Genomic DNA, 25576 nt, shown 5'->3' on the forward strand with positions numbered 1-25576 from the left:
GCGGGTTCACCCGCGAACACCGGCAGAGCCGGTGCCATAACGCGGCCCCTTGCGCTATCAGCCCAGACAGCGGGTTACATGCTTGACCGACTGATAGGCTGACAACCCCCAAGGCCCCAGCTCACGGCCGATCCCGCTGCCCTTGGTGCCCCCCCATGACGTTTCGACGAACACCGCCTGCACCGAGTTGATCCACACATGGCCAACCTCCAGCGCATCAGCCACGCGCTCGGCGCGTTCCAGGTCGGCGGAGCACACCGTGGCCACCAGCCCGAAGCGGCTGTCATTGGCTTCGGCAATGGCCTGCTCCTCGGTGGCAAAGCGTCGTGCGCAGAGCACCGGGCCAAAGATTTCCTCGGTCCACAGGCGGCTGTCTTTCGGCACATCGGTATACAGCGTCGGGCTGACGAACCAGCCTTCACGGTCCAGTGCATGGCCGCCAGCCAGGCACTGCAAACCTTCTTCCCGCGCCGTGGCAAAGTAGCTGGCCACCTTCAGCCACTGTGCCTGGCTGGTCAGCGGGCCCATATCGACCTCTTCGGTCAACGGATTACCCACCCGCAGGTTTTCCAGTGCCGCCTGCAAGCGCGGCAGCAGTGCATCGGCAATGCCGTCCTGCACCAGCAGCCGCGATGTGGCCGAACACATCTGGCCGGCGTTCCAGCTGATGCCGGCAACAATCCATTCCACCGCCTGATCGACATCGCAATCATCGAACACCACGATGGCCGACTTGCCGCCCAGTTCCAGCGTCACCGGCCGGCACTGCGCCGAAGCGCTGCGCATCACCTGGCTGCCGACACTGTTGCTACCGGTGAAGGACAACTTGTCCAGGCCGTTGTGGTTGCTCAGTGCGGCGCCGGTTTCGGCCTTGCCGTTGACGATGTTCAGCACCCCGGCGGGCAGGCCCAGGGCGTCGGCGATCTTGCCGTAGGTCTGCTCGATCAGCGGGGTGACCTCTGAAGGCTTGAGCACCACGGTGCAACCGGCGGCCAGGGCCGGAGCAAGTTTCCAGGCGCTGGTCACCAACGGGAAGTTCCACGGCACGATCAAGCCGACCACGCCCACCGGTTCAAGGCGGGTGCGGGCGGTGAAGCCCGGCGCAGCCAGCGGCACGGTGCGGTTTTTCGCTGGCAGTTGCTCGGCCAGCTCGGCGTAATAGCAAAAGGTGGCGATGGCGTCATCCAGGTCGATTTCCGCTTCGTGACGCGGTTTGCCGTTATTGCGCATCTGCAAGGTGATCAGCGCTTCACGGCGATGCCCGAGCTGTTCGGCAAAACCACGCAGGAAGGCGGCACGTTCGCTGGCGCTGGTGCTTTTCCAGGCGGGCAGGGCGCTGCGGGCAGCGGCTACGGCCTGGTCGACCTGGCTCACGCTGGCGGCCGTCAGCTCGGCGAACGGTTGCCCCAGCGCAGGGTCGTTGACGCTGATGCAGTCGCTGCCTTGGCCTTCGACCCAATGGCCGGCGATATAGTGGGAAGTGGTCATGGTCGGTTTCCAGTCAGGCCATTTCGGCAGTGGTCACAGGCGTATGCGCGGTGCTTTTGCAGCGCACCCATCGCGGGCCCAGGGGGCCATACACGCCAGCAGGTTCAGGGAACAGGTTGAGCAATAGCAGGTACAGCACGCCAGCCAGCCCCAGCGTGACCGGCAGGCTCAGGTCGATGCCGCCAGCCAGGTCACCCAGAGGGCCGACGAACTGCCCCGGCAGGTTGACGAAGCACAGGCCGACTGCCGCGCTGGGGATCCATGCCCCCATGCCGCGCCAGTTCCAGCCGTGCAGGAACCAGTAGTGGCCACCACGCTGGCCGCGGGTGAATACCTGCAGGTCGTCGGCATGGTAGAAGCCGCGGCGGGTAATCAGGCCGAGGATCATGATCACCATCCACGGGCTGGTGCAGGTAATGATCAGCACGGCAAAGGTCGATACGCTCTGCACCAGGTTGAAGGTGAAGCGGCCAATGAAGATGAAGCCGATCGCCAGCACGCCGATCAGCAGGGTGGCGCCGGCACGGCTGAGCAAGCGTGGGAACACGCTGGACATGTCCAGGCCGGTGCCATACAGCGCGGTGGTGCCGGTAGACATGCCGCCGATCACCGCAATCAGGCACACCGGCAGGAAGAACCAGCTTGGCGCTACCGCCAGCAGGCCGCCCACATAATTGTTGGCGGCGATGTAGTCCGGCGCCTGGGTGGCTACCAGGGTGGCCGTACACAGGCCGAACAGGAACGGAATCAGCGTCGCCCCCTGTGCCGCGATCACGGCCAGCATGATGCGGGCCTTGGGGGTTTCGCGCGGGATGTAGCGCGACCAGTCACCCAGGAAGGCGCCAAACGACACAGGGTTGCTCATGGCCAGGATCGCCGCGCCGACGAACGCCGCCCAGAAGCCTGCCTGGCCAAGGTTGACGCTGCCTGCGAAGCCGGCATCGAAGGGCCCGGCAAAGGCGACGATACCCAGCAGGAACAGCAGGCTCGAAGCCCAGACGGCAATCTTGTTGACCCACAGCATGAAGCGGAAGCCAAAGATGCATACCACCAGGACCAGCACCGCGAACAAACCGTAGGCCAGGCCCAGGGTCAGGTCGGTCTCTGGCAGGCCGGCCAGGCGCTTGGCACCACCGACCAAGGCATCGCCCGAGCTCCACACCGAGAGCGAGAAAAACGCCACTGCCGTGAGCAGTGACAGGAACGAGCCGACGATACGCCCGTGTACGCCAAAGTGCGCACCCGATGAAACGGCGTTGTTGGTGCCGTTAAGCGCGCCGAACAGCCCCATCGGGGCAAGGATCAGCGCGCCGATGCCAACGCCGAGCAGAATCGCCCACACCCCCGCCTGGAATGACAACCCGAAAAGCACCGGGAAGCTGCCCAGTACGGCGGTAGCGAAGGTGTTGGCACCGCCGAAGATCAGGCGGAACAGGTCCAGCGGGGAGGCGTCGCGTTGATCGGCGGGGATCTGTTCGACGCCGTTGGTCTCGATACCGGTCGAGTGGCTCATGGTGGTGCTCCAGCGCGGTTGTTGTAGCCAGCGCAGTGCGCGGGCCTTCTTGTGGGTGCGATGGCAGGGCGGCAGCGCCGCGTAAAGGATGATCAGGCCGGCGTTACGACCGACAGGCGCTCGTGGCAGGCCAGCCACTGGTCACCATGGCGGCGGAAGACGATGGTCTCGCGCTCGCTCAACGGGTGCTCTTGACCGCCGATGCGGATACGCGTGGCCACATCGTGCATGAAAACAGCCACGTCGCCTTGCAGGCTTACATGGGCGTTGCCCGATTCGCAGGCAAGCACGGTAAAGCCCTCGGCTTGCCACTGGGCCCAGAGCTCTTCATAGGCGCGCCGCGACAGCAGCGGATACGGCAAGGTGTGGAACACAAAGGTGGCGTCTTCGCTGAAGCAGGCGAAATAGCGGGCGGTGTCGTTGCTGGCGAACGCCGCGACAAGGTCGGCGGCGGCTTGCCGCACTTGGAGTGTCTGGTCCACGGGAGTGGCCTCACGGTTTTTTGTGATTGTGGTGAAGCGATTCTGGTGGCGGTTGGCGAGGGGAAAAATCGCTGGCTGCAAATAATCAGTTCAGGAATCTGTGAAGTGATGGGGGGGCATGCCAGTACCGGCAAGCCGACTGACGGTCTCTCCCACCTTCCATCCTTGCCTACGCTGATACTCCCAACCCGCTGAAGCAAGGAGATCCACCGTGGCCTTCCAATACAAGCGTCTGGACAAGAACAATGCAGCTGTTCTGCTGGTCGACCACCAGACCGGCTTGCTCTCGCTGGTAAGGGACATCGACCCCGACCGCTTCAAGAACAACGTCCTGGCCCTGTCTGACCTGGCCAAGTACTTCAAGCTGCCGACCATCCTTACCACCAGTTTCGAGACGGGGCCCAACGGCCCGCTGGTGCCGGAGCTGAAAGAGCAGTTCCCTGATGCCCCCTACATTGCACGCCCGGGCAACATCAACGCCTGGGACAACGAAGATTTCGTCAAGGCGGTAAAAGCCACCGGCAAGAAACAGCTGCTGATTGCTGGCGTGGTCACTGAAGTGTGCGTGGCTTTCCCGGCCTTGTCGGCATTGGAGGAGGGCTTCGAGGTATTCGTCGTCACCGACGCCTCTGGCACCTTCAACGAACTGACCCGTGATTCGGCCTGGCGACGCATGGAGGCTGCCGGGGCGCAGCTGATGACCTGGTTCGGCGTGGCCTGCGAACTGCACCGTGACTGGCGCAACGACATCGAAGGGCTGGGGACCCTGTTTTCCAACCATATTCCGGACTACCGCAACCTGATGACCAGTTACAACAAGCTGGCCAAATAGTGCCTCCCGGGGGCTGCACGACAGCCCCCACATCAATCTGCAAGCGAAGCGGCAAACTGGCATTAATCGACCATACTGACTCTTCATTCGCCTTCAGGAGTGCGTCATGTCGAAGCCGTCCAGAAAGCCCCTCCAGAAACAGCCAGAAAAGCTGGGCGGCAAGGCCTACGAAAAAGCGCTGAAGAACCTGCATGTTGAGCTGGTGAAGCTACAGGAGTGGGTGGTCGCCAAAGGCCTGAAGGTATGCATTGTCTTCGAGGGCCGCGATGGCGCCGGCAAGGGCGGCACCATCAAGGCCCTTACCGAGCGTGTCAGCCCGCGGGTGTTTCGTGTAGTGGCGCTGCCCGCACCGACCGAGCGGGAAAAGACCCAGATGTACCTGCAGCGCTACCTGGGCCATCTGCCTGCGGCGGGTGAAGTGGTGATCTTCGATCGCAGTTGGTACAACCGTGCGGGCGTTGAGCGGGTAATGGGTTTCTGCTCTGGCGAGCAAGTGGACAAGTTTCTGACCGGTGTACCTGTGTTCGAACGGGTCATGGTCGATTCGGGGATCATCCTCATCAAGTACTGGCTTGAAGTCAGCGCCGATGAGCAGACCCGGCGCCTGCAGGATCGCATCAACGACGGCCGCAAGCTGTGGAAGTTATCGCCGATGGACCTCAAGTCGTATACCCGCTGGGATGACTACACCCAAGCGCGTGACGACATGTTCCAGGCGTCGGATACCGCTTGGGCGCCGTGGTTCATGGCCAACTCCAACGACAAACGTCGCGCCCGGCTGAATATCATCAGCCATCTGCTCAGCCGTATTCCCTACAAGGACATAACCCGCGACCAGCAGGTGAAGCTGCCCAAACGCGGCAAGATCGGCAAGTACAAGGCTGTCGCCTACCCGTTCAAATTCGTCGAAGAACGCTTCTGAACCCCTCCCTGCAGGGAGCTGCAAAGGTACGAGTTCATGCCACATGACGGCAGCCTGTTGCAGGCGACGGTGGTATTCCTTTTGGCTGTGGTGCTTCTGGTACCGCTGGCGCAGCGTCTGAAAATGGGCGCAGTACCGGGATACCTGTTGGCGGGTATCCTGATTGGTCCGTCGGTGTTTGGCCTGCTCGGCAACCCGGACAACGTGGCGCGGCTGTCGGAAATGGGCGTGGTCATGCTGTTGTTCGTGATTGGCCTGGAGTTGTCCCCAAGGCGCTTGTGGAGCATGCGCCGTGCGCTATTTGGCGTCGGTAGTTTGCAAGTGGGGCTGACCGCTGTGCTGCTTGGGCTACTGGCATTCTGGCTGTTCGACCAATCGAAACCTGCCGCCATCGTGCTGGGCCTAGGCTTGGCGCTGTCGTCCACCGCCTTTGGCTTGCAGGTACTGGCCGAGCGCAAGGACCTTGGCAAACCTCATGGCCGCCTGGCCGTGGCCATCCTGCTGTTCCAGGACATTGCCGCCATTCCCTTGATTGCCGTGGTGCCGCTGCTCGGTGGCAATGTCAGCACTGCTGACGAAGGTGCCTGGCCTTTGCTGGCTGTGGTTGTCGGCATTGGTGTGCTGATTGTTTTTGGCCGTTATCTGCTGACCCCGATATTCAAGTGGACGGTGGGTTCGGGCCTGCCTGAACTGTCGACCGCCACCGCCTTGCTGGTCGTGCTGGGCACCGCTTGGTTGATGGAGCATGTGGGGGTGTCGATGGCACTGGGGGCGTTTCTGGCCGGTGTGCTGATGGCCGAATCGCCGTTTCGCCACGAACTGGAAACCCAGATCGAGCCGATCAAAGGCCTGCTGCTCGGATTGTTCTTCGTGGGCGTGGGTATGAGTGCCGATCTGCGCCTGCTGTTCGGCATGCCGCTGGTGGTGTTGGGCCTGACGTTGCTGCTGGTCGCCATCAAGCTGCCCTTGCTGTGGGGCCTGGGGCATACGGTCGGTGGGCTCAGCCATGCCCAGGCGCTATGCCTGGGTGTGGTGCTGGCTTCGGGGGGCGAGTTTGCCTTCGTGGTGTTCAAGCTGGCGCTGGAACACCAGGTACTCACCCAGCAGGTTCACGACCTGTTGGTGCTGGCCATCACGTTATCTATGGCGGTGGTACCCCTGGTAATGATGGCCTTGGCGCGGCAACTGCGAGACGACAGCCTTACGCAGGCAAGCTCTGAGACGGATCAGTGAACTGCGCCTTGTTGGCGTATTGAATGTTCGGAGGTGAAGCATGCAGCCGGGTATCAAGCTGGATAGCGCCCTGTCGCGGGGCCTGCTCGATGTGCTTATCAAGGCAGGGCTGGTGGCAGTCTTGGTGAGCTTCGCCTTTCAGGTGTTCCAGCCGTTCCTGGAGTTGATGCTGTGGGCGGTGATTCTGGCGGTCACCCTGTACCCGTTGCATTGCCGCATCCAGCGCCGCACCGGGCTCAAGCAAGGTTATGCGGCGACGCTGGTGGTGCTGTTGATACTGGTGGTGCTGCTGGTGCCGATTTACCTGGTGGTAATGTCCATCGGCGAATCGGTAGACAGCCTGGTAACGTTGCTCAAGAGCGGGGCCTGGAGCGTGCCGGCACCCCCTGACTCCGTGGCGGCCTGGCCACTGATCGGGCCGAAGGTACATGCGCTATGGTTGGCGGCTTCCGAGAACATGGCCAGTGTGCTGAACCAGTGGATGCCCCAGATCAAGAGCGCCGGGCGCACGGCGTTAGGCGCCGCGGCCAGCGCTGGCGGAGCCTTCCTGCTGTTCATCGGGGCGGTCATCATTTGCGGGGTCATCATGGCCTTCGGTGATCGCGGTGAAATCGCCGCCCAGCGTATCGCCCTGCGGGTGTCAGGCGAAGAACGCGGTAAACCCTTGGCCAAGCTGTGTACCGCCACCATTCGCGCGGTGGCGCAAGGGGTGATCGGCATTGCCTTCATCCAGATGTTGCTGATCGGTGTCGGCTTTGTCGTCAAAGGGGTTCCCGGTGCCGGGATGCTGGCCATCGTCATCCTCATGCTGGGCATTGCACAGGCCCCGGCGACGCTGGTGACCTTGCCGGTGATCATTTATGTGTTCAACGCCGAAGGCTTCACGGTGGCGACCATCATTTTTGCCATCTACACCTTCGTCGCCGGCCTTGCCGACAACGTGCTCAAGCCGCTGCTGCTGGGGCGCGGGGTCGATGTACCGATGCCGGTGGTACTGATCGGTGCGTTGGGTGGCATGGTGGTCAAAGGCATCATCGGCTTGTTCATCGGCCCGGTCATCCTTGGCGTGACCTACGTGCTGTTCTGGCAATGGGTTGCGCTGCAGGTGCCGGAGCAACTGGCACCACCTGCCGCCTGAGCCATGCCCAACCGCTGCTATGGCCTGGGGCTGCTGATGGTGCTGGCCGGTTGCACCCAGGTCGGCCCGGATTATGAAAAGCCCCAAGCACCGTGGCTGGACGGCTGGAGCACGTCAACGCTGGAGCAGGCCGGGCGCAGCGCGGCGGCGCCCGACCTGCGGCAGTGGTGGGCGGTGTTTGCCGACCCGACGCTGGATACGCTGATAGCTGAGGCCGATGCCAACAACACCAACCTGCGCGTGGCTGGCCTGCGTATCGCTGAAGCCCGTGCCCAGTTGGCCATCGTGCAAACCGGGCGTTATCCACAGCTGCAGCAACTGAGTGCGCAGAGCCTGTACCTGAAGCAGGATCAGTCCGGTACGCCCTCTGCCCGTGATTCGGTGTTCTGGCAATCCAGCGTTGGCTTCGACATCGGCTGGGAAATTGACTTCTGGGGCCGCTTCAGTCGCGCCATCGAAAGCGCCGATGCCGTCTATTTCGCCTCCCAGGCCAACTACGCCGATGCCATGCTGCTGCTGCGTGCGCAGGTGGCCGACACCTACTTTGCCCTGCGCACTGCTGAGGCGCGGTTGGCTATCGCGCAAGAGAACGCCAAACGCCAGGCGCGTAGCCTGGAGATTACCGAGCGGTTGTTCCGCCACGGCGAAAATGACGAGCTCGACTGGCAGCAGGCGCGTACTCAATACCTGGCGACCCTGGCCACCATCCCCGAGTTCGAGAACCAGCTCAATGCCCTGCGCAATGTGCTGTGCTCGCTGCTCGGCCGCCCGCCCGGGCCGCTGCCGCAGCTGGCGGCCGGCCATGGCCAACTGCCCTTGCCAGACCGGGCAGTGTTGCAGGATGTACCTGCCGGCCTGCTGCAGCGCCGCCCGGACATCCGCGCCGCCGAGCAGGCAGTGGCGGCGCAGTCGGCGCTGGTCGGTGTGGCCGAGGCCGATCTTTATCCACAGCTGAGCTTGCTCGGCAGCATCGGCTGGTCCTTTTTATCGGCCAATCATCTGCCCGACACCTTCGACCTGGCAGCTGGCCCAAGCCTGATCTGGAGCCCGTTCGACTATGGCCGGCGCAAGAACGCCGTACGCGTGGAGGATGCCCGCTTGCAGCAACTGATCGAGTTGTACCAGCAGGGCGTGCGCGAAGCCGCCCGTGAGGCCGACGACGCTGCCAGCGGGCTGGTGCGCTCGCTGCAGAGTGCAACCATTCGCGAGCAGGCCTCTCAGGCTGCGCAGCGCTCGCTGAATCTGGCCAGTTCGCAATACCGCGAAGGCTTCGCCGATTTTCAACGGGTGCTCGATGCTCAGCAACTGCTGTTGCAGCAACAGGACGGTTACCTGGTCAGCCGTGGCAACGCGGTCAGCAGCCTGGTGACTTTGTACAAGGCCCTGGGTGGTGGTTGGGACGCCAGCCGCGCGCCGGTCGACCCGGCCACCCGCCAGCAGATGCAGCAACGCACCGACTGGGGCGAGTTGCTTGACGAGCCAGCCCCCACCGCGCATGCACAAGGTGAAACCGAATGAGCGATGCCACGCCAACGCCGCCCCCGTCAGCCCCGGATCGCGGCATGCGCTGGGTGCTGCTGCTGATTGCCGTCAGCCTGCTCTGGTACTTGCTGGCTGACCGCTTTACGCCATACACCCAGCAAGCCCGGCTGCAGGCTTACGTGGTCCCGGTGGCCGCCGAAGTGGCGGGGCAGATCAAGCGTGTGGCAGTAGGCAACAACCAGGAGGTGCGCCAGGGCGATGTGCTGTTCGAACTCGATCAGGCACAGTACCGCATTGCCTTGGCCCGTGCCGAAGCCGACCTCGATACCGTGCGCCGGCAGATCGGCGCCAGTACCGCCGGCATCGATTCGGCGCAGGCAGCGCTGGTGGCCGCTCAGGCCAACGAACGCAAGGCGCGGCAGGACGCCGAGCGCCTCAAACGGCTGATTGACGAAGACCCCGGAACGGTGTCGGTGCGCCGCCTGGAGGGCGCCCAGGCCACCCGCGACCAGGCCATCAGCCAAGTGGCGGCAGCCCGCGCAGAGGTGGAGCGCGCCCGTGAGCAGCAGGGCGGGGCACAGGAAGACAACGCCCAGCTGCGCAGTGCTGCGGCCAATGTGGAAAAGGCCCGCCTGGACCTTGCCCGTACCGTGGTGCGTGCCGACGCCAACGGGTTGATCACCGACCTGCGCACAGACGTTGGCCACTATGTCGGGGCGGGCAGCCCGATGATGACCCTGATCAGTATCCATGATGTGTGGATAAGTGCCGACATGACTGAGAACAACCTCGGTCGCTTGCGCCCTGACAGCCCGGTGCTGGTGGTGCTCGATGCGTTGCCGGGCACCGTGTTGCAAGGGCGAATACGCAGCATTGGCTATGGCGTGAGCGTGGGCCAGAGTACGCCGCCGGGAGCGCTGCCGACCGTGCAGAACAGCCGCGAGTGGCTGCGTTCGGCGCAGCGCTTCCCGGTGATTGTCGAGCTGGAGCGCGACCAGCTTCAGGACAAGACCGTGCTGCGAGTCGGTGGTCAGGCCGAGGTCATGGCCCTGCCCAGCGAAGGCAACCCACTGAACCTGCTGGGCCGGTTGTTCATGTGGCTGATGAGCTGGCTGTCGTATGCCTATTGAATTGCGCCGCCTGCGGGCGCTGCGCCTGGCCTGGGGCGTGTCGCTGTGCCTGGCGGTGAGCTTTGGTATCGGCTTGCCGGTGCCGATCCTGGCGCCGGTGTTTGCGGTGCTGTTGCTGGCCATGCGCAGTCAGCCATTGCCCCTGCGTGCGGCACCGGCCCTGGCGCTCCTGGTGCTGCTCGCTTGCGGCAGCGGGTTGCTGCTGATTCCGCTGTTGCGCCATGCGCCGTTGGCCGGGGTGTTACTGGTCGGGGTGGGTGTTTTCCTGACCTTGCGCTATGCACTGAAGGGCGGCAACGGCCTGCTGGCCAACCTGCTGGTGATCGGCCTGACCATGATCGCCGCTGCCGGCACCAGTGACTTCACCCTGGCACTGTCGGTGGTCGAAGCGCTGGCCAAAGGCATGCTGTTGGCAGTGCTGGGCACTTCAGTGGCGCACAGGTTGTTCCCCGAACCTGCCAATGCGCCAGCACAGCCGGGGCCGCCGCTGCTGGGCAGCGAGCATGTCAGCTGGGTGGCGCTACGTGCCACGCTGATCGTGATGCCGGCCTTTCTGCTGGCATTGATCGCCCCTGACCAGTACATGCCATTGATCATGAAGGCCGTGAGCGTGGGACAACAAGCAGGTGAAACCCGCGCGCGGCACGCCAGCCGGGAGCTGATCGGTTCAACCTTGCTTGCCGGTGTGTTGGCGATAGTGCTGTGGGCAGCGCTGAGCCTGTTCGTTCACCTGTGGATGTTCTTTTTGTGGGTACTGCTGTTCGCCCTCTGGCAGGCACGGCGCCTGTACCAGGCGGTAGTGAGCCGGCAGAGCCCGGCGTACTGGGTCAGTTGCCTGACGACCATGCTGATCCTGCTGGGGCAGTCGGTGCAGGACAGTGCGGGTGGGCAGGATGTGTACAAGGCGTTTGCGGTGCGTATGGCGCTGTTTCTGGCAGTGTCGGTGTATGCCAGCGCCATGTTGATCTGGATTGACCGGGTTCGGAGTCGGCGCGGGCTTATTCGCGGTTAAGCCCGCTCCCCCAGGCCATTCAGGCCTGCCAATCAACCCCGCTCTCTTCCAGATAGGCATCCACTGCTGCGCCCACCGTCGGATGAAAGGCTTTCTCCCCCATATGCTCGAACAACTCGAACTGCCGCATTTTGTCCTTCACCGGGTCCTTCATTTCGGCGAACTGCAACTCTATTCCTCGCGCCTCCAGTGCCCGGTCCAGCTCGGCCAGCATGTCCGCCGACGTGATATCGATGCTGGTCACCGGCTCAGCGGCAATCACCACCCGCTGTACCGGCGTTGGCGACGCGTCCACCGCCGCCATCACTGTGTTCTGGAACTGCTCGGCGTTGGCAAAGAACAACGGCGCGTCCCAGCGCAGCAGCACCAGCCCTGGAATACGCCGGGCCTGTGGATAACGCTGCATGTCATGGTAACCGCGCAGCCCATCGGCACGGCCGAGCACCGCGTAGTGCGGCCGCCAGCCGTCCCACAGGAACTCGATCACCGACACCGCCACGGCAACGCAGATACCGGGAATGGCGCCGAACACTGCCACGCCGACAAAGCAGGTGAACGACAGCCAGAACTCCCACTGCTGCATACGGAAGATACGCTTGAGCTCGGCAAATTCGAACAGCCCCAGTGCAGCGGCAATCACTACCGCAGCCAAAGCGCTGTTGGGCAGGTTCTGCATCAGATTGGGCGCTACCAGCAGCAACAGGGTCACCGCCAGGGCGCCGATGATGCCGGTGAGCTGGGTCTGCGAGCCGGCAGCTTCGGCCACTGGGGTGCGTGACGAACTGCTGCTGATCGGGATGCCCTGGAACATCCCCGAGGCCAGGTTGGCCACGCCCAGGCCGAACATTTCCTGGTTGGGGTTTACCCGCATCTTGAGGCGTGCGGCATAGGAGCGCGACAGCACACTGGTGTCGGCGAACGACACCAGCGCCACTGCAATCCCGCCCAGTAGCACCTCGACCAGGTCAATGTCGCTGACCCAGGGGAAGACGAAGCCGGGCAGGCCCTGGGGCAATTGCCCGAGTACCTTGACGCCCATCTGATCGAGGTTGAACACGCTCACGGCCAGCGTCGCCAAAACCACGGCGATCAGGATGCCCGGCAGGCGCTTGAACGGTTTGAGCAGCAGGATCAGCGCCAGGCTACCGGCACCTACGACAAAGCTTGGCCAGTGCCCTTGGCCGGAATATAGCGCCTGGCCCAAGTGCCAAAGGTCGCGCAAGGGCCCTTCGCTGTCGACCTTGATGCCGAACAGCTTGGGCAACTGGCTGATCAGTACGGTCAGGGCGATGCCGTTCATGTATCCATAGCGGATGGGCTTGGACAGCAACTCGGTGATAAAGCCCAGGCGCAGCAGCCCGGCAATCACACAGAACGCCCCGGCGACCAGCGCCATCATGCTGGCGATGGCGATCGCCCGCTGCGGGTCGCTGGCCGCGTATTGCACCACCACAGCCAGGATAGGCGCGGCCAACGCCGAGTCCGGCCCCAGCACCAGGATGCGGCTGGGACCGAACAGGGCATAGGCCAGCAGGGGGATGATGGTGGCGTACAGGCCATAGATGCCAGGGACGCCGGAAGCCTCGGCGTAGGCGATGCCCACAGGCACCAGCAGGGTGGTGAGTACCAGGCCGGCGCCGATGTCCTTGGGTAGCCAGGCCGCCTTGTAGTGGAGCAGGGTGACCAGGCCGGGTAACCAGCGTTGCCAGTCGAAACGAGTGGGTGGGGGCATGGTGTCGGCTCTGGGCGAGAAGGGCGCTGAACCTCAGCTTAGATGCTGGGATCGGGTGCCGCTTTGTGGCCCATTGCGACACAAGGGCGCCCATGCACAGGGCGCGCCTGTCTGGGCAAAACAAAACCCCTTGAAGCGCAGGCCTCAAGGGGTTTGTGTGTGCTGCAGGCTAACGTTTAGACGTTGAAGCGGAAGTGCATCACGTCGCCGTCTTTGACGATGTAATCCTTGCCTTCCAGACGCCACTTACCGGCTTCCTTGGCACCGGCTTCACCCTTGAACTGGATGAAGTCGTCATAGGCCACCACTTCAGCGCGGATGAAGCCTTTTTCGAAGTCGGTGTGGATAACACCGGCTGCCTGCGGGGCAGTGGCGCCGACGCGAACGGTCCAGGCGCGTACTTCCTGCACGCCGGCAGTGAAGTAGGTCTGCAGGTTCAGCAGCTCGTAACCGGCGCGGATCACGCGGTTCAGGCCAGGCTCTTCCAGGCCCAGGGCCTCGAGGAACATGTCCTTCTCTTCACCGTCTTCCAGCTCGGCGATCTCTGCTTCGATCTTGTTGCACACCGGCACCACTACCGCGCCTTCTTCCTCGGCAATGGCCTTGACCACGTCCAGGTGCGGGTTGTTGTCGAAGCCGTCTTCGGCCACGTTGGCGATGTACATCACCGGTTTGCTGGTCAGCAAGTGGAAGCCACGGATGACGGCCTTTTCGTCGTCAGCCATGTGCTTCATCAGGCTGCGCGCAGGCTTGCCTTCGGTGAAGTGCGGGATCAGCTTTTCCAGAATGGCCTTTTGCGCCAAGGCATCCTTGTCGCCGCCCTTGGCGTTGCGGGCTACCTTCTGCAGTTGCTTTTCGCAGCTGTCGAGGTCGGCGAAGATCAGTTCGAGGTCGATGATCTCGATGTCACGCTTGGGGTCGACGCTGTTGGAAACGTGGATCACGTTCTCGTCTTCGAAGCAGCGCACCACGTGGGCAATGGCGTCGGTCTCGCGGATGTTGGCGAGGAACTTGTTGCCCAGGCCTTCGCCTTTCGAGGCACCGGCAACCAGGCCGGCGATGTCGACGAACTCCATGGTGGTCGGCAGGATGCGGTTTGGCTTGACGATTTCAGCCAGCGCAGCCAGGCGAGCGTCGGGCATAGGCACAATGCCGCTGTTCGGCTCGATGGTGCAGAAAGGGAAATTCTCCGCCGCGATGCCAGACTTGGTCAGGGCGTTGAACAGGGTGGACTTGCCGACGTTGGGCAGGCCGACGATGCCGCAATTGAAACCCATGGGTATTCCCCTCTCTAAAGGAAATCAGGCCTTCTGGCTGTGCAGCTCGCGCATCGCCTTGGCGAAATCGCCGGCAAGCACGTCCGGCAGCACGCCGAGGGCAAAATCGATGCTGGCGTCGAGCTTCTCCTGCTCGGCGCGCGGCGCGCGGCCCAGGACGAAGTTGGATACCAGTTTGGCGTCACCCGGGTGGCCGATGCCAAGCCGCAGGCGGTGGAAGTCGTTCTGGTTGCCGAGCTGCGCGATGATGTCGCGCAGGCCGTTGTGCCCACCATGGCCGCCGCCGCGCTTGAGCTTGGCAACGCCCGGGGGCAGATCGAGTTCGTCGTGTGCCACCAGTATCGCTTCCGGCTTGATGCGGAAGAAATTGGCCAAGGCCGCTACGGACTGGCCGCTGCGGTTCATGTAGGTGGTGGGGATCAACAAACGAACGTCGTTGCCCTGATGGCTGAATTTAGCCGTCAGGCCGAAATACTTTTTGTCAGCGGTCAGCGAAACACGCTGGGCGCTGGCAAGGCGTTCAACGAAAAGAGCCCCTGCGTTATGCCGGGTCTGTTCGTATTCGGGGCCGGGGTTACCCAGGCCAACGATCAACTGGATGGCGGTCACGTCAGGGGCTCTTCCTTGGAGTTGGTGGGTTACAGTGCGCGCGGCACTGTAACCCGATCAACGCCGGCGTGCGAGTGGATTACTCGGCAGCGCCTTCTGCTTCTGGAGCAACGCGTGGAGCGTGAACGTTGGCAACAGCTTTGTCATCACCGTGGGCCAGAGCGACGAACTCTACGCCTTTCGGAGCTTTCAGGTCCGACAGGTGGATGATGGTGCCGATTTCGGCGTTGGCCAGGTCAACTTCGATGAACTCAGGCAGGTCCTTGGCTTCGCAGGAAACTTCGATCTCGGATTCAACGTGGGAGATCTCGCCGCCTTTCTTGACCGGGGCTTCTTCGTTGATGAAGTGAACCGGAACCTTGGCGGTCAGTTTCTGGCCAGCAACGACGCGAACGAAGTCGGCGTGCATGATGAACTGCTTGGCTGGGTGGCGCTGCATGGCCTTGATGATGACGTTCTGCTTAACACCGTCAACGTTCAGTTCGATAACGTGGCTGAAGGCCGCTTCGTTTTCGAACAGCTTGGTGATTTCCTTGGCCAGGATGGTCAGGGATTGAGCTTCTTTATCACCACCGTAGACAACGGCTGGGATGCTCAGCGAATGACGCAGGCGGCGGCTCGCACCTTTCCCCAGGTCAGTACGCGCTTGGGCGTTCAGAATAAAATCAGTCATTTTGTTTCTCCAAAGTAGCCCCCCGAGGGCGTTTGCGACCAGCGCCAACGGGGATGGCAAAAAAGCCCCGCCCCAACACAGGTTGGGGCGGGGCGCTTCACATCAACACGTGTCCCGCTTAGCGGAACATCGCGCTGATCGATTCTTCGTTGCTGATGCGGCGTACCGCTTCAGCCACAACCGGTGCGATATCCAGCTGGCGGATACGATCACAGGCTTGAGCAGCGGCGGACAGCGGAACGGTGTTGGTCACCACCAGCTCGTCCAGTACCGACTTCTCGATGTTCTCTATGGCGCGGCCCGACAGGACAGGGTGCGTGCAGTAGGCGTAAACCTTGGCAGCGCCGTGCTCTTTCAGGGCTTTGGCCGCGTGGCACAGGGTGCCGGCGGTGTCGACCATGTCGTCTACCAGGATGCAGGTGCGCCCTTCGACGTCGCCGATGATGTGCATAACCTCGGAGTGGTTAGCCTTTTCGCGGCGTTTGTCGATGATACCCAGATCGACGCCCAGGGACTTGGCGACAGCGCGTGCGCGCACGACACCACCGATGTCCGGGGAGACGATCATCAGGTTCTCGAAACGCTGGTCTTCGATGTCGTCAACCAGTACGGGCGAGCCGTAGATGTTGTCGACGGGGATATCGAAGAAGCCTTGGATCTGGTCAGCGTGCAGGTCGACGGTGAGTACACGGTCGATACCTACGACAGTGAGCATGTCAGCAACGACTTTGGCGCTGATGGCTACACGTGCCGAACGCGGACGGCGGTCCTGGCGGGCATATCCGAAGTAGGGAATCACGGCGGTGATTCGGGATGCTGAGGAGCGGCGGAAGGCGTCGGCCATCACTACCAGTTCCATCAGGTTATCGTTGGTCGGGGCGCAGGTCGGCTGAATAATGAAAACGTCTTTACCGCGAACATTTTCATTGATCTCAGTACTGATCTCACCGTCGGAGAATTTACCGACAGAGACGTCACCGAGAGGGATATGCAGCTGACGTACGACACGCCGAGCCAGATCGGGGTTAGCGTTCCCCGTAAAGACCATCATCTTGGACACGCGCAGTACCTGAAGGCTGAGGGTATACCTGGATGAGTATAAGGAAAATGGCAGGGGCGGCTGGATTCGAACCAACGCATGGCAGGATCAAAACCTGCTGCCTTACCGCTTGGCGACGCCCCTGTATCTGTTGCTGCGAACGCTCATGCGCTCGGCTTCTTGACCAGACTTTGCAGCTTGCGATGCAACATCGAAATATTGCTTCCTTTCGCCACAAACCCTGTTTGGGTCGCTGAAAGAAGGGCCAGAACTTTATCAGCTTCGGCTTTGCTTGGGAAGGCCCCAAACACACAACTTCCAGTGCCGGTTAGTCGAGCCTCAGTGAATTTTCCCAGTGAATTCAACGCATTGCGAACTTCTGGGTAATTCTGCTCTACCACCGGTTGGCAGTCATTTCGACTGTTTCCCTCGGGAACGGGGCGCATCTTAAGGGGGAGAGAATCACGTGTCAACTGTGGATGTGAAAAAATTTCTACTGTGCTGACAGACACTTGCGGCACCAGCACGACATACCAGGGTTCGATCGGGTCGACCGGGGTCAGTTGTTCGCCTACACCTTGCGCGAACGCTGCGTGACCGCGCACGAACACCGGCACATCGGCGCCCAGGCTCAGGCCCAGCGCGGCCAGGCGGTCTTCGTCCCAGTCCAGTTGCCACAGGTGGGCCAGCGCCAGCAGGGTGGTCGCGGCGTCCGAGCTGCCGCCGCCGATACCGCCGCCCATGGGCAGTACCTTGGTCAGCCAGATATCGGCGCCAAGCCTGGTGCCCGATTGGGCTTGCAGCATGCGCGCGGCCCGTACGATCAGGTTGCTGTCGTGGGGGACGGCCTCGATTTCGGTGTGCAAGCGGATCACGCCATCGTCACGCAGGGCGAAACTCAGCTCGTCGCCATGGTCGAGAAACTGAAACACCGTTTCCAGTTCGTGGTAGCCGTCTGCGCGGCGGCCGATGATGTGCAGCCACAGGTTGAGCTTGGCCGGGGCGGGCAGGGTGAGCTTTTGCATGCGATCAATGCCCCAGCTGGCGCGGCTGCCAGTCCTTGACCACCAGGGTCACGTCCAGGTCCTTGCCGTGCAGTTTCAGGCGCTCGGGCAACCAGTAGCCGTTCTGTTCGGTGTAGCTCAGGTACTGCACCTGCCAGCCATCCTGGTCGAGGCTGGCCAGGCGGCTGTCGCCATCCAGGGTCAGCTTGCTCTTGCTGTCGGGGGCGGGCAGGCCGCGCACCCACCAGACCAGGTGCGAAACCGGCAGTTGCCAGCCCAGTTGCTCTTCCAGCAGGGCTTCCGGGCTGGTGGCTTCGTAGCGGCCCTGGTTGGCCACTTCCAGCACCACGCCACCCGGGCGGCCGGTAAGGCGTGCGGCGCCACGGCCCAGCGGGCCGGCCAGGCGAATGTCGTAATAGTCCTGGCGTTGTAGCCAGAACAGCGTACCGCTGCCGGAATCGCGCGGGGCGCGGATGCCGACCTTGCCGTTGATCTGCCAGCCATCGAGGCTGCTCAGCTGCGCTTTGTGGGCGCGCCACTGCTGCGGGTCGCCGTGGCCCTGCAGGGCCTCGCGGCTACCGAAGCCGGCGCAGCCGGCCAGCAGGGCGATCAGGGTGAAGGTGATGCAATGGCGCAGGAACATGGCGTTAAAGAGTCTCGGATCCGGTCAGGCGCAAGAGAGTCTTGCGCAGGATTGGGCTGTCGGCCTGGGCTTCGAAGCCCTTGGCCCATACATGGCGGGCTTCGCGGCGCTTGCCGTTGGCCCACAGCACTTCGCCCAGGTGGGCAGCCACTTCATGGTCGGGGAAGTTGGCAAAGGCCTGGCGCAGGTAGGTTTCGGCGGCGTCGAGGTTGCCCAGGCGATAGTTGACCCAGCCCAGGCTGTCGAGCACTGCCGGGTCATCGGGGGTCAGCAGGTGGGCCTTGTCGATCAGCGCCTTGGCTTCGGCGTAGCGGGTGGTGCGGTCGGCCAGGGTGTAGCCCAGGGCGTTCAGGGCCATGGCGTTTTCTGGTTCGCGGGCGATGATGGCGCGCAGGTCTTTTTCCATCTGCGTCAAATCGTCGCGCTTCTCGGCCAGCATGGCGCGGGTGTAAAGCAGGTTGAGGTCGTCCGGGTAGCGCTGGATGGCTTGCTGCAGCACCTGGTTGGCCTGGGCGTCCTTGTTGTTGTTGCTGTAGCTTTCCGATTCGATCAGGAATAGCTGGATGGCGTAGTCTGGCTGGGCTTCGCGCGCTTCGGCGAGCATGCGCGAGGCATCGCTGCCGCGGCCATTGGCGATCAGGATGTCGGCCTGGCGCAGCTGTGCCGGCAGGTAGTCTGGGCCTGGGCCGACCAGGGCGTATTCACGCAGAGCGCCAGCAGGGTCGTGGCGCTCCTCGTGGATGCGGCCCAGGTTCAGGTGCGCGGCGTCAACATAGCTGTCGCGCTCGACCAGCTCCTGCAAGTAGCCTTCGGCTTCATCCCAGTCTTTGTTCTCCAGGCACACCAGCGCCAGCGAGTAGCGCAATTCGTCATCATCGGGGTATTGCTGGACCAGGCTGATGAACTCGCCCTTGGCATCGGCGATACGGTCCTGTTCGACCAGGGTGCGAGCGTAGGTCAGGCGCAGGCGCTTGTCGTCCGGGTTGTCGCGAATCGCTGCGCGCAGCAGTGGCAAGGCCTCCGGACCACGGTCCAGGGCTTGCAGCAGACGGGCGCGCAGCAGGATCGGGGCAACTTCGCCGTTTTGTGCCGGGTGCGACTCAAGCAGTTCCAAGGCTTCTTCGGTCTTGCCGTCCTGGTTCAGCAGCAGGGCCTTGCCGAATATCAGCTGGCCATTGTCGGGGTATTTCACCAGCAGGCGTTCGAAACTTTGTAGCAGGCCGTCGCGGGTGCTCTGGTCGGTTTCGGCTGCGGACAGGGCGAGGAAGTCGAAGTGGGTGTCGCCCTGGCCCTGCAGTACCTTTTCCATGTAGGCCATGGACTCGTCATAGCGACCGGCGCGGGCCAGCTGGATGGCGGCGGCGCGCTGGGCGTCGAGGTTCTGCGGGTCGTTGCGCGCCCAGACCAGCGCATTTTCCAGTGACGGCTCGTCGGCGCCGAGGTACTCGGCAATGCGGTAGGCGCGCTCGGAAACCCCAGGGTCCTGGGTTTTTGCCGCCTGATCGGTGTAGTTGGCCAGGGCGATGTCGAAACGGTTGCGCTGGCCGGCCAGCTCTGCCACCAACAGGCTATAGAGTGTGTCCTGCTTGAACGAGCCATACACCACGGGCTTTTCCGCCTCGCCCTTGCCGGCTTCGGCAACGGGAGGCTCGGCCTTTTGCGGGGCCAGGCTTTGGCAGCCCTGGAGCAGGGCGAAGGCAAGCAGCAATGCGTATGGTTTGTTCATAGAAAGGCTTAATAGGAGGACTCACCGGCGGTCGGAGCATGATGACACAAGCGCGGAGGCAAACCCACCTGTGCCTGGTTAACTGCGACCTTGGCGGGGGGGAAGGGTTCCGGAGGCTACAGGTGCCTGGCTTGGCAGGTGTGGCGCTCGATTTTACAGGCGCAATCACTTCATCGGCATACACTAGCGAACGGTGGTTGTTCTAAAACCTGCGAAAGAGGACAATTATCGGCTTCCCGTCACAACCAGCGACCTTGCATGGCCTTTCTTGCACTTGGTATCAACCATAAGACTGCCTCGGTAGACGTACGCGAGCGCGTGGCGTTTACCCCAGAGCAGCTGGTAGACGCCCTGCAGCAGCTCTGCCGACTGACGTCCAGCCGCGAGGCGGCGATCCTGTCGACGTGCAACCGCAGTGAGCTCTATATAGAGCAGGACCACCTGTCCGCCGACGCGGTGCTGCAGTGGCTGGCCGACTATCACCGCCTCAGCGTCGACGAGCTGCGTGCCAGCGCCTACGTGCATGAAGAGCACGACGCCGTGAAGCACATGATGCGCGTGGCCTCGGGCCTGGACTCGCTGGTTCTCGGCGAGCCTCAAATCCTGGGCCAGATGAAGTCCGCCTACGCCGTTGCCCGCGAAGCCGGTACCGTCGGGCCGTTGCTTGGGCGCCTGTTCCAGGCCACCTTCAGCGCCGCCAAGCAGGTGCGTACCGATACGGCCATCGGTGAAAACCCGGTTTCGGTGGCGTTCGCCGCAGTCAGCCTGGCCAAGCAGATCTTCGCCGACCTGGGCCGCAGCCAGGCCCTGCTGATCGGAGCCGGCGAAACCATCACCCTGGTCGCCCGCCACCTGCACGAGCAGGGCGTACGCCGTATCGTGGTGGCCAACCGCACCCTGGAGCGCGCCAGCCTCCTGGCCGAGCAGTTCGGGGCGCATGCCGTGCTGCTGGCAGACATCCCCCAGGAACTGGCCAACAGCGACATCGTGATCAGTTCCACCGCCAGTCAGTTGCCGATCCTGGGCAAGGGCGCGGTCGAGAGTGCACTGAAACAGCGCCGGCACAAACCGATCTTCATGGTCGACATCGCTGTACCTCGCGATATCGAAACCGAAGTAGGCGAGCTGGACGATGTCTACCTGTACACCGTCGACGACCTGCACGATGTAGTGGCAGAAAACCTCAAGAGCCGCCAGGGCGCGGCTCAGGCGGCCGAAGAGCTGGTATCCGTGGGCGCCGAAGACTTCATGCTGCGCCTGCGCGAACTGGCGGCGGTGGACGTGCTCAGGGCCTATCGCCAGCAAAGTGAGCGCCTTCGCGACGAAGAACTGCAAAAGGCCCTGCGCCTGCTGGCCAATGGCGGCAACCCCGAGGACGTGCTGGCCCAGCTGGCCCGGGGCCTGACCAACAAACTCCTGCATGCGCCCAGCGTGCAGCTGAAAAAGCTCTCGGCCGAGGGTCGCCTCGATGCGCTGGCCATGGCCCAGGAACTCTTTGCCCTCAATGAGGGCTCCACGGACAAATCCCCGCAATGAAAGCGTCGCTGCTGAACAAACTGGAAATCCTCCAGGACCGTTTCGAAGAACTCACCGCCCTGCTCGGTGACGCCGAGGTTATTTCCGACCAGACGCGTTTTCGCGCCTACTCCCGTGAGTATGCCGAGGTCGAGCCGGTCTACGCTGCTTATAAAGAGTGGCGCAAAGTCCAGGACGACCTCGAGGGCGCCCAGGCGCTGCTCAAGGACAGTGACCCGGACCTGCGTGAAATGGCCGTGGAAGAGGTGCGTGAAGCCAAGGAGCAACTGCTGACGCTGGAGGCGCAACTGCAGCGCATGCTGCTGCCCAAAGACCCTAACGACGGTCGCAACGTGTTTCTCGAGATCCGCGCCGGTACGGGTGGCGACGAGGCAGCCATCTTCTCTGGTGACCTGTTCCGCATGTATTCGCGCTACGCCGAAAAGCGCGGCTGGCGTCTGGAGATCTTGTCCGAGAACGAAGGCGAGCACGGCGGCTACAAGGAAATCATTGCCCGCGTCGAGGGCGAGAATGTCTACGGCAAGCTCAAGTTCGAGTCCGGTGCACACCGGGTTCAGCGTGTGCCCGAAACCGAATCCCAAGGCCGCGTCCACACGTCCGCGTGCACGGTGGCGGTGCTCCCCGAGCCGGACGAGCAGGCCGCCATCGAAATCAACCCGGCCGACTTGCGCGTGGATACCTACCGTGCCTCCGGTGCCGGCGGCCAGCACGTCAACAAGACCGACTCGGCGATCCGCATCACCCACTTGCCCACCGGGATCGTGGTCGAATGCCAGGAGGAGCGCTCGCAGCACAAGAACCGTGCCCGCGCCATGTCCTGGCTGTCGGCCAAGCTGAACGACATGCAGACCAGCGCCGCGCAGAACGCCATTGCCAGTGAGCGCAAGCTGCTGGTGGGTTCCGGTGATCGCTCCGAGCGCATCCGCACCTACAATTATCCACAGGGGCGGGTGACCGATCACCGCATCAACCTGACCTTGTATTCGCTGGACGACGTCCTCAGCGGGGGGGTAGACGCGGTGATCGAACCGCTGCTGGCCGAATACCAGGCCGATCAACTGGCCGCCTTGGGGGACTGATGACTGTCATCGCCAGCCTGTTGCGCAACGCGCAGTTGCCTGAATCGCCCACTGAGCGACTGGATGCCGAACTGCTGCTGGCTGCGGCCATCGGTAAGTCGCGCAGCTACCTGCATACCTGGCCCGAGCGTATCGTCAGCAGCGAAGATGCCCAGACCTATGCCGGCTACCTGCAGCGCCGCCGTGGCGGCGAGCCAGTGGCTTATATCCTTGGGCTGCAGGGCTTCTGGAAGATCGACCTGGAGGTTGCGCCGCATACCCTGATCCCGCGGCCGGATACCGAACTGCTGGTCGAGACGGCGCTTGAACTGCAACCCGCTTCGCCAGCCAAGGTTCTTGACCTGGGTACGGGTACGGGGGCCATCGCGCTGGCCCTTGCCAGCGAGCGCCCGGCCTGGCAGGTGACAGCGGTTGACCGGGTGGAGGAGGCGGCTGCCCTCGCCGAGCGCAACCGCCAGCGGCTAGGCCTGGCCAACGCTCGGGTACGGCTAAGCCACTGGTTCGACAGCCTGGCCGGGGAGCGTTTCGACCTCATTGTCAGCAACCCACCCTACATCGCCGCTGAAGACCCGCACCTGGTGGCCGGCGACGTGCGCTTCGAACCCAGCAGTGCCCTGGTGGCCGGTGCCGATGGCCTGGACGACCTTCGCGTGATCGCAGCCCAGGCCCCGGCGCACTTGTTGCCAGGTGGTTGGCTGCTGCTGGAACATGGCTACGATCAGGCGGCAGCGGTACGTGGTCTGCTGGCTGAACAAGGCTTTATCGAGGTGGCCAGCCGCACGGATTTGGGCGGCCATGAACGCATTACCCTGGGGCGACTGCCATGCTGAGTGATCAGGAACTGCTGCGTTACAGCCGCCAGGTGCTGCTGTCCCAGATCGACATCGATGGCCAGCTTCGGCTCAAGCAGAGCAAAGCGCTGATCATCGGGCTGGGTGGCCTGGGCTCGCCAGTCGCCCTGTACCTGGCCGCCGCTGGCGTGGGTGAACTGCACCTGGCCGACTTCGACACCGTCGACCTCACCAACCTGCAACGCCAGGTCATCCACGACAGTGCCAGCGTCGGCATGAGCAAGGTCGACTCTGCCTTGCAGCGCTTGCAGGCAATCAACCCGGAAGTCAGCCTGGTTGCTCACCGCCAGGCACTGGACGAGGACTCGCTGGCGGCTGCGGTGTCGGCGGTCGACCTGGTACTGGACTGCTCCGACAATTTCTCTACCCGCGAGGCGGTCAACGCTGCCTGTGTCGCTGCCGGCAAGCCGCTGGTCAGCGGAGCGGCAATCCGTCTGGAAGGTCAACTGTCGGTGTTCGACCCACGGCGCGACTACAGCCCGTGCTACCACTGCCTGTACGGGCATGGTAGCGAAGCTGAACTGACCTGCAGCGAAGCAGGTGTCATTGGCCCGCTGGTGGGGCTGGTGGGTAGCCTGCAGGCGCTGGAGGCGATGAAGCTGCTGGCTGGTTTTGGTGAGCCGTTGGTTGGCCGCTTGCTGTTGATCGATGCCCTCGGCACCCGTATCCGCGAGCTTCGTGTCAAGCGCGACCCGGCTTGCACGGTCTGTGGTAAGCGCGATGGCTGAGCGCTCGGCGCCGATCGGCGTCATGGACTCGGGGGTTGGCGGTTTGTCGGTGCTGGCCGAGATCCAGCGCCTGCTGCCCAACGAAACGTTGTTGTATGTGGGCGATTGCGGGCATATACCCTACGGTGAGAAGTCGCCGGACTATATCCGTGAGCGCTGCCGGCACATTGCCGGGTTCTTCCATGAACAAGGCGCAAAGGCCATGGTGTTGGCCTGCAACACAGCCACGGTGGCGGCAGTGGCCGACCTGCGTGAGTTGTATCCGACTTGGCCGTTGGTGGGCATGGAACCGGCCGTCAAGCCTGCAGCGGCAGCCACCCGCTCGGGCGTGGTCGGTGTGCTGGCCACCACCGGTACCTTGCAGAGTGCCAAGTTCGCAGCCTTGCTCGACCGCTTCGCCAACGACGTACAGGTTATTACCCAGCCTTGCCCGGGGCTGGTCGAGCTGATCGAAGCCGGAGACCTTGCAAGTCCGGCGGTGCGCCAGCTGCTGCAAGGTTATGTGCAACCGCTGCTGGCTGCAGGTTGCGATACGCTGATCCTCGGCTGCACCCATTACCCTTTCCTTCGGCCATTGCTGGCCGGCATGGTGCCGGATGACGTCGCCATCATCGACACCGGCGCGGCCGTGGCGCGTCAGTTGCGACGGCTGCTGGTTGCCAATGATCTGCTGGCCGAAGGCCCGGCCGGCGCTGCACGCTTCTGGACAAGCGCTGACCCAGAAACCTTAAGAAAAATCCTACCTGTGCTGTGGCATAAGTCTGACGATGTGCAAAGCTTTGCGTTGTGAAAAAAACGTGAAAAAAGGCTGAACTATCGTTCCACTTCTGCTTTCTACCGCTTTGCCTGAGATGAGGCGGACACTAACAACAGCATCAGAAAGAAGGATGTTTCTCATGAGGAAACTGCTCGGCTTGGTAGCGGCTGCTGCCGTTGTATTGGGGCAAGCGATGTCGGCACAAGCTGCCGATGTTTCGTTTTCGGTGGGGCAGACCGGCGATTCGACAATGGTTTACCGGTTAGGGCTGCAATCGAATTGGGATGCGAGTTGGTGGCAGACCAGCGTCGGTCGGCTGACCGGCTATTGGGATGGGGCCTACACCTACTGGGATGGCGACGAAACCGCGAGCAATCACAGCCTGTCCTTCGCGCCAGTGTTCGTCTATGAGTTTGCCGGGGAGTCGGTGAAGCCTTATATCGAAGCGGGGATTGGTGTGGCGGCGTTCTCCAGCACCGAGCTGGAAAGCAACGAGCTGGGTTCGGCTTTCCAGTTCGAGGACCGCATCGGCTTTGGTTTGCGCTTCGCCGGCGGGCATGAAATTGGGGTGCGGGCGATTCACTATTCCAACGCCGGCATCAAAGAGCCCAATGATGGTGTTGAAAGCTACAGCCTGCATTATCGAATGGCGCTCTGAGTTCACCAGCATTCCCTCTTCGCGGGCAATGC

The 25576-nt window shown here is 62.9% G+C and carries 24 protein-coding genes and 1 tRNA gene; 13 read left to right on the plus strand and 12 right to left on the minus strand.

What is annotated here, in order from left to right; translation table 11 throughout:
• Nucleotides 1-57: 57 nt before the first annotated feature.
• From LVS58_RS20615 to LVS58_RS20625, 3 genes are all read right to left on the minus strand, one after another.
• Complete coding sequence (locus LVS58_RS20615; RefSeq protein WP_233692596.1) at nucleotides 58-1488, minus strand: aldehyde dehydrogenase family protein; 1431 nt, start codon at nucleotides 1486-1488, stop codon at nucleotides 58-60.
• Nucleotides 1489-1501: 13 nt separating this feature from the next.
• Nucleotides 1502-3001: a purine-cytosine permease family protein gene (locus LVS58_RS20620; protein WP_233692667.1), complete on the minus strand. Its 1500-nt coding sequence runs from the start codon at nucleotides 2999-3001 to the stop codon at nucleotides 1502-1504.
• Nucleotides 3002-3093: 92 nt separating this feature from the next.
• A complete protein-coding gene (locus LVS58_RS20625) occupies nucleotides 3094-3483 on the minus strand; it encodes a YybH family protein (protein ID WP_233692597.1) in 390 nt (129 codons plus the stop codon).
• Between the two features lie 211 nt (nucleotides 3484-3694).
• Between LVS58_RS20625 and ycaC the strand changes: the two genes are divergently transcribed.
• The 7 genes from ycaC (at nucleotide 3695) to LVS58_RS20660 (ending at nucleotide 11232) form a co-directional block, all read left to right on the plus strand.
• On the plus strand, nucleotides 3695-4315 hold the full coding sequence (ycaC, locus tag LVS58_RS20630; protein ID WP_010951959.1) for an isochorismate family cysteine hydrolase YcaC: 621 nt from the start codon (nucleotides 3695-3697) through the stop codon (nucleotides 4313-4315).
• A gap of 106 nt (nucleotides 4316-4421) precedes the next feature.
• Nucleotides 4422-5237, plus strand: coding sequence for a polyphosphate kinase 2 (ppk2, locus tag LVS58_RS20635; RefSeq protein WP_233692598.1), 816 nt, complete (start codon nucleotides 4422-4424; stop codon nucleotides 5235-5237).
• A gap of 36 nt (nucleotides 5238-5273) precedes the next feature.
• Entirely contained in the window at nucleotides 5274-6470 is a 1197-nt protein-coding gene (locus tag LVS58_RS20640) for a monovalent cation:proton antiporter-2 (CPA2) family protein (RefSeq protein ID WP_233692599.1), read from the plus strand.
• Between the two features lie 40 nt (nucleotides 6471-6510).
• On the plus strand, nucleotides 6511-7608 hold the full coding sequence (locus LVS58_RS20645; RefSeq protein ID WP_233692600.1) for an AI-2E family transporter: 1098 nt from the start codon (nucleotides 6511-6513) through the stop codon (nucleotides 7606-7608).
• Between the two features lie 3 nt (nucleotides 7609-7611).
• Nucleotides 7612-9126: an efflux transporter outer membrane subunit gene (locus LVS58_RS20650; protein ID WP_233692601.1), complete on the plus strand. Its 1515-nt coding sequence runs from the start codon at nucleotides 7612-7614 to the stop codon at nucleotides 9124-9126.
• Nucleotides 9123-10220 (plus strand): HlyD family secretion protein, encoded by a 1098-nt coding sequence (locus tag LVS58_RS20655; protein ID WP_233692602.1) that lies wholly within the window; start codon nucleotides 9123-9125, stop codon nucleotides 10218-10220. The genes LVS58_RS20650 and LVS58_RS20655 overlap by 4 nt, the downstream gene beginning before the upstream one ends.
• Nucleotides 10210-11232, plus strand: a complete 1023-nt coding sequence (locus tag LVS58_RS20660; RefSeq protein ID WP_233692603.1) for a DUF2955 domain-containing protein — start codon at nucleotides 10210-10212, stop codon at nucleotides 11230-11232. Before LVS58_RS20655 ends, LVS58_RS20660 begins: the two co-directional genes overlap by 11 nt.
• Nucleotides 11233-11251: 19 nt before the next feature.
• On the opposite strand, the gene LVS58_RS20665 is transcribed toward LVS58_RS20660, so the two are convergent.
• The 9 genes from LVS58_RS20665 to LVS58_RS20705 form a co-directional block, all read right to left on the minus strand.
• Entirely contained in the window at nucleotides 11252-12964 is a 1713-nt protein-coding gene (locus tag LVS58_RS20665; RefSeq protein ID WP_233692604.1) for a SulP family inorganic anion transporter, read from the minus strand.
• Nucleotides 12965-13140: 176 nt separating this feature from the next.
• Nucleotides 13141-14241: a redox-regulated ATPase YchF gene (ychF, locus tag LVS58_RS20670; protein ID WP_003247414.1), complete on the minus strand. Its 1101-nt coding sequence runs from the start codon at nucleotides 14239-14241 to the stop codon at nucleotides 13141-13143.
• 24 nt (nucleotides 14242-14265) lie between these two features.
• Nucleotides 14266-14850 carry an aminoacyl-tRNA hydrolase gene (pth, locus tag LVS58_RS20675; protein WP_003247413.1) on the minus strand — a complete coding sequence of 195 codons (585 nt, stop codon included), beginning with the start codon at nucleotides 14848-14850 and terminating at the stop codon, nucleotides 14266-14268.
• A 79-nt stretch (nucleotides 14851-14929) separates the two neighbouring features.
• Nucleotides 14930-15523 (minus strand): 50S ribosomal protein L25/general stress protein Ctc, encoded by a 594-nt coding sequence (locus tag LVS58_RS20680; RefSeq protein ID WP_233692605.1) that lies wholly within the window; start codon nucleotides 15521-15523, stop codon nucleotides 14930-14932.
• A 118-nt stretch (nucleotides 15524-15641) separates the two neighbouring features.
• A complete protein-coding gene (locus tag LVS58_RS20685; RefSeq protein ID WP_003247410.1) occupies nucleotides 15642-16583 on the minus strand; it encodes a ribose-phosphate pyrophosphokinase in 942 nt (313 codons plus the stop codon).
• 48 nt (nucleotides 16584-16631) lie between these two features.
• A tRNA-Gln gene (locus tag LVS58_RS20690) sits at nucleotides 16632-16706 on the minus strand.
• Nucleotides 16707-16726: 20 nt separating this feature from the next.
• A complete protein-coding gene (ispE, locus tag LVS58_RS20695; protein ID WP_233692606.1) occupies nucleotides 16727-17587 on the minus strand; it encodes a 4-(cytidine 5'-diphospho)-2-C-methyl-D-erythritol kinase in 861 nt (286 codons plus the stop codon).
• A gap of 4 nt (nucleotides 17588-17591) precedes the next feature.
• Nucleotides 17592-18209: a lipoprotein insertase outer membrane protein LolB gene (gene lolB / locus LVS58_RS20700; RefSeq protein ID WP_010951969.1), complete on the minus strand. Its 618-nt coding sequence runs from the start codon at nucleotides 18207-18209 to the stop codon at nucleotides 17592-17594.
• Between the two features lie 4 nt (nucleotides 18210-18213).
• Nucleotides 18214-19935, minus strand: coding sequence for a tetratricopeptide repeat protein (locus LVS58_RS20705; protein WP_233692607.1), 1722 nt, complete (start codon nucleotides 19933-19935; stop codon nucleotides 18214-18216).
• A gap of 258 nt (nucleotides 19936-20193) precedes the next feature.
• Between LVS58_RS20705 and hemA the strand changes: the two genes are divergently transcribed.
• From hemA to LVS58_RS20735, 6 genes are all read left to right on the plus strand, one after another.
• The gene (hemA, locus tag LVS58_RS20710; RefSeq protein WP_233692608.1) at nucleotides 20194-21471 is read left to right on the plus strand and encodes a glutamyl-tRNA reductase; all 1278 of its coding nucleotides are present in this window, start codon (nucleotides 20194-20196) and stop codon (nucleotides 21469-21471) included.
• Nucleotides 21468-22550: a peptide chain release factor 1 gene (gene prfA, locus LVS58_RS20715; RefSeq protein ID WP_233692609.1), complete on the plus strand. Its 1083-nt coding sequence runs from the start codon at nucleotides 21468-21470 to the stop codon at nucleotides 22548-22550. The genes hemA and prfA overlap by 4 nt, the downstream gene beginning before the upstream one ends.
• Entirely contained in the window at nucleotides 22550-23380 is an 831-nt protein-coding gene (gene prmC, locus LVS58_RS20720; protein ID WP_233692610.1) for a peptide chain release factor N(5)-glutamine methyltransferase, read from the plus strand. Before prfA ends, prmC begins: the two co-directional genes overlap by 1 nt.
• Nucleotides 23374-24129: a molybdopterin-synthase adenylyltransferase MoeB gene (locus tag LVS58_RS20725; protein WP_003247388.1), complete on the plus strand. Its 756-nt coding sequence runs from the start codon at nucleotides 23374-23376 to the stop codon at nucleotides 24127-24129. The genes prmC and LVS58_RS20725 overlap by 7 nt, the downstream gene beginning before the upstream one ends.
• Complete coding sequence (murI, locus tag LVS58_RS20730) at nucleotides 24122-24919, plus strand: glutamate racemase (RefSeq protein WP_233692611.1); 798 nt, start codon at nucleotides 24122-24124, stop codon at nucleotides 24917-24919. The genes LVS58_RS20725 and murI overlap by 8 nt, the downstream gene beginning before the upstream one ends.
• Nucleotides 24920-25016: 97 nt before the next feature.
• Complete coding sequence (locus tag LVS58_RS20735) at nucleotides 25017-25544, plus strand: acyloxyacyl hydrolase (RefSeq protein WP_442796504.1); 528 nt, start codon at nucleotides 25017-25019, stop codon at nucleotides 25542-25544.
• Nucleotides 25545-25576 lie beyond the last annotated feature (32 nt).

The organism is Pseudomonas sp. JR33AA (assembly GCF_021378985.1).
Taxonomy (GTDB): Bacteria; Pseudomonadota; Gammaproteobacteria; order Pseudomonadales; family Pseudomonadaceae; genus Aquipseudomonas; species Aquipseudomonas alloputida.

Coding starts and splice junctions, on each gene's coding strand:
- LVS58_RS20705 (WP_233692607.1), bottom strand. CDS start 19,935: ATGAACAAACCATACGCATTGCTGCTTGCCTTCGCCCTGCTCCAGGGC.
- LVS58_RS20680 (WP_233692605.1), bottom strand. CDS start 15,523: ATGACTGATTTTATTCTGAACGCCCAAGCGCGTACTGACCTGGGGAAA.
- LVS58_RS20665 (WP_233692604.1), bottom strand. CDS start 12,964: ATGCCCCCACCCACTCGTTTCGACTGGCAACGCTGGTTACCCGGCCTG.
- ppk2 (WP_233692598.1), top strand. CDS start 4,422: ATGTCGAAGCCGTCCAGAAAGCCCCTCCAGAAACAGCCAGAAAAGCTG.
- hemA (WP_233692608.1), top strand. CDS start 20,194: ATGGCCTTTCTTGCACTTGGTATCAACCATAAGACTGCCTCGGTAGAC.
- lolB (WP_010951969.1), bottom strand. CDS start 18,209: ATGTTCCTGCGCCATTGCATCACCTTCACCCTGATCGCCCTGCTGGCC.
- LVS58_RS20615 (WP_233692596.1), bottom strand. CDS start 1,488: ATGACCACTTCCCACTATATCGCCGGCCATTGGGTCGAAGGCCAAGGC.
- LVS58_RS20655 (WP_233692602.1), top strand. CDS start 9,123: ATGAGCGATGCCACGCCAACGCCGCCCCCGTCAGCCCCGGATCGCGGC.
- prfA (WP_233692609.1), top strand. CDS start 21,468: ATGAAAGCGTCGCTGCTGAACAAACTGGAAATCCTCCAGGACCGTTTC.
- LVS58_RS20735 (WP_442796504.1), top strand. CDS start 25,017: ATGTTTCTCATGAGGAAACTGCTCGGCTTGGTAGCGGCTGCTGCCGTT.
- LVS58_RS20645 (WP_233692600.1), top strand. CDS start 6,511: ATGCAGCCGGGTATCAAGCTGGATAGCGCCCTGTCGCGGGGCCTGCTC.
- LVS58_RS20725 (WP_003247388.1), top strand. CDS start 23,374: ATGCTGAGTGATCAGGAACTGCTGCGTTACAGCCGCCAGGTGCTGCTG.
- LVS58_RS20660 (WP_233692603.1), top strand. CDS start 10,210: ATGCCTATTGAATTGCGCCGCCTGCGGGCGCTGCGCCTGGCCTGGGGC.
- murI (WP_233692611.1), top strand. CDS start 24,122: ATGGCTGAGCGCTCGGCGCCGATCGGCGTCATGGACTCGGGGGTTGGC.
- LVS58_RS20620 (WP_233692667.1), bottom strand. CDS start 3,001: ATGAGCCACTCGACCGGTATCGAGACCAACGGCGTCGAACAGATCCCC.
- ychF (WP_003247414.1), bottom strand. CDS start 14,241: ATGGGTTTCAATTGCGGCATCGTCGGCCTGCCCAACGTCGGCAAGTCC.
- prmC (WP_233692610.1), top strand. CDS start 22,550: ATGACTGTCATCGCCAGCCTGTTGCGCAACGCGCAGTTGCCTGAATCG.
- LVS58_RS20640 (WP_233692599.1), top strand. CDS start 5,274: ATGCCACATGACGGCAGCCTGTTGCAGGCGACGGTGGTATTCCTTTTG.
- LVS58_RS20650 (WP_233692601.1), top strand. CDS start 7,612: ATGCCCAACCGCTGCTATGGCCTGGGGCTGCTGATGGTGCTGGCCGGT.
- ispE (WP_233692606.1), bottom strand. CDS start 17,587: ATGCAAAAGCTCACCCTGCCCGCCCCGGCCAAGCTCAACCTGTGGCTG.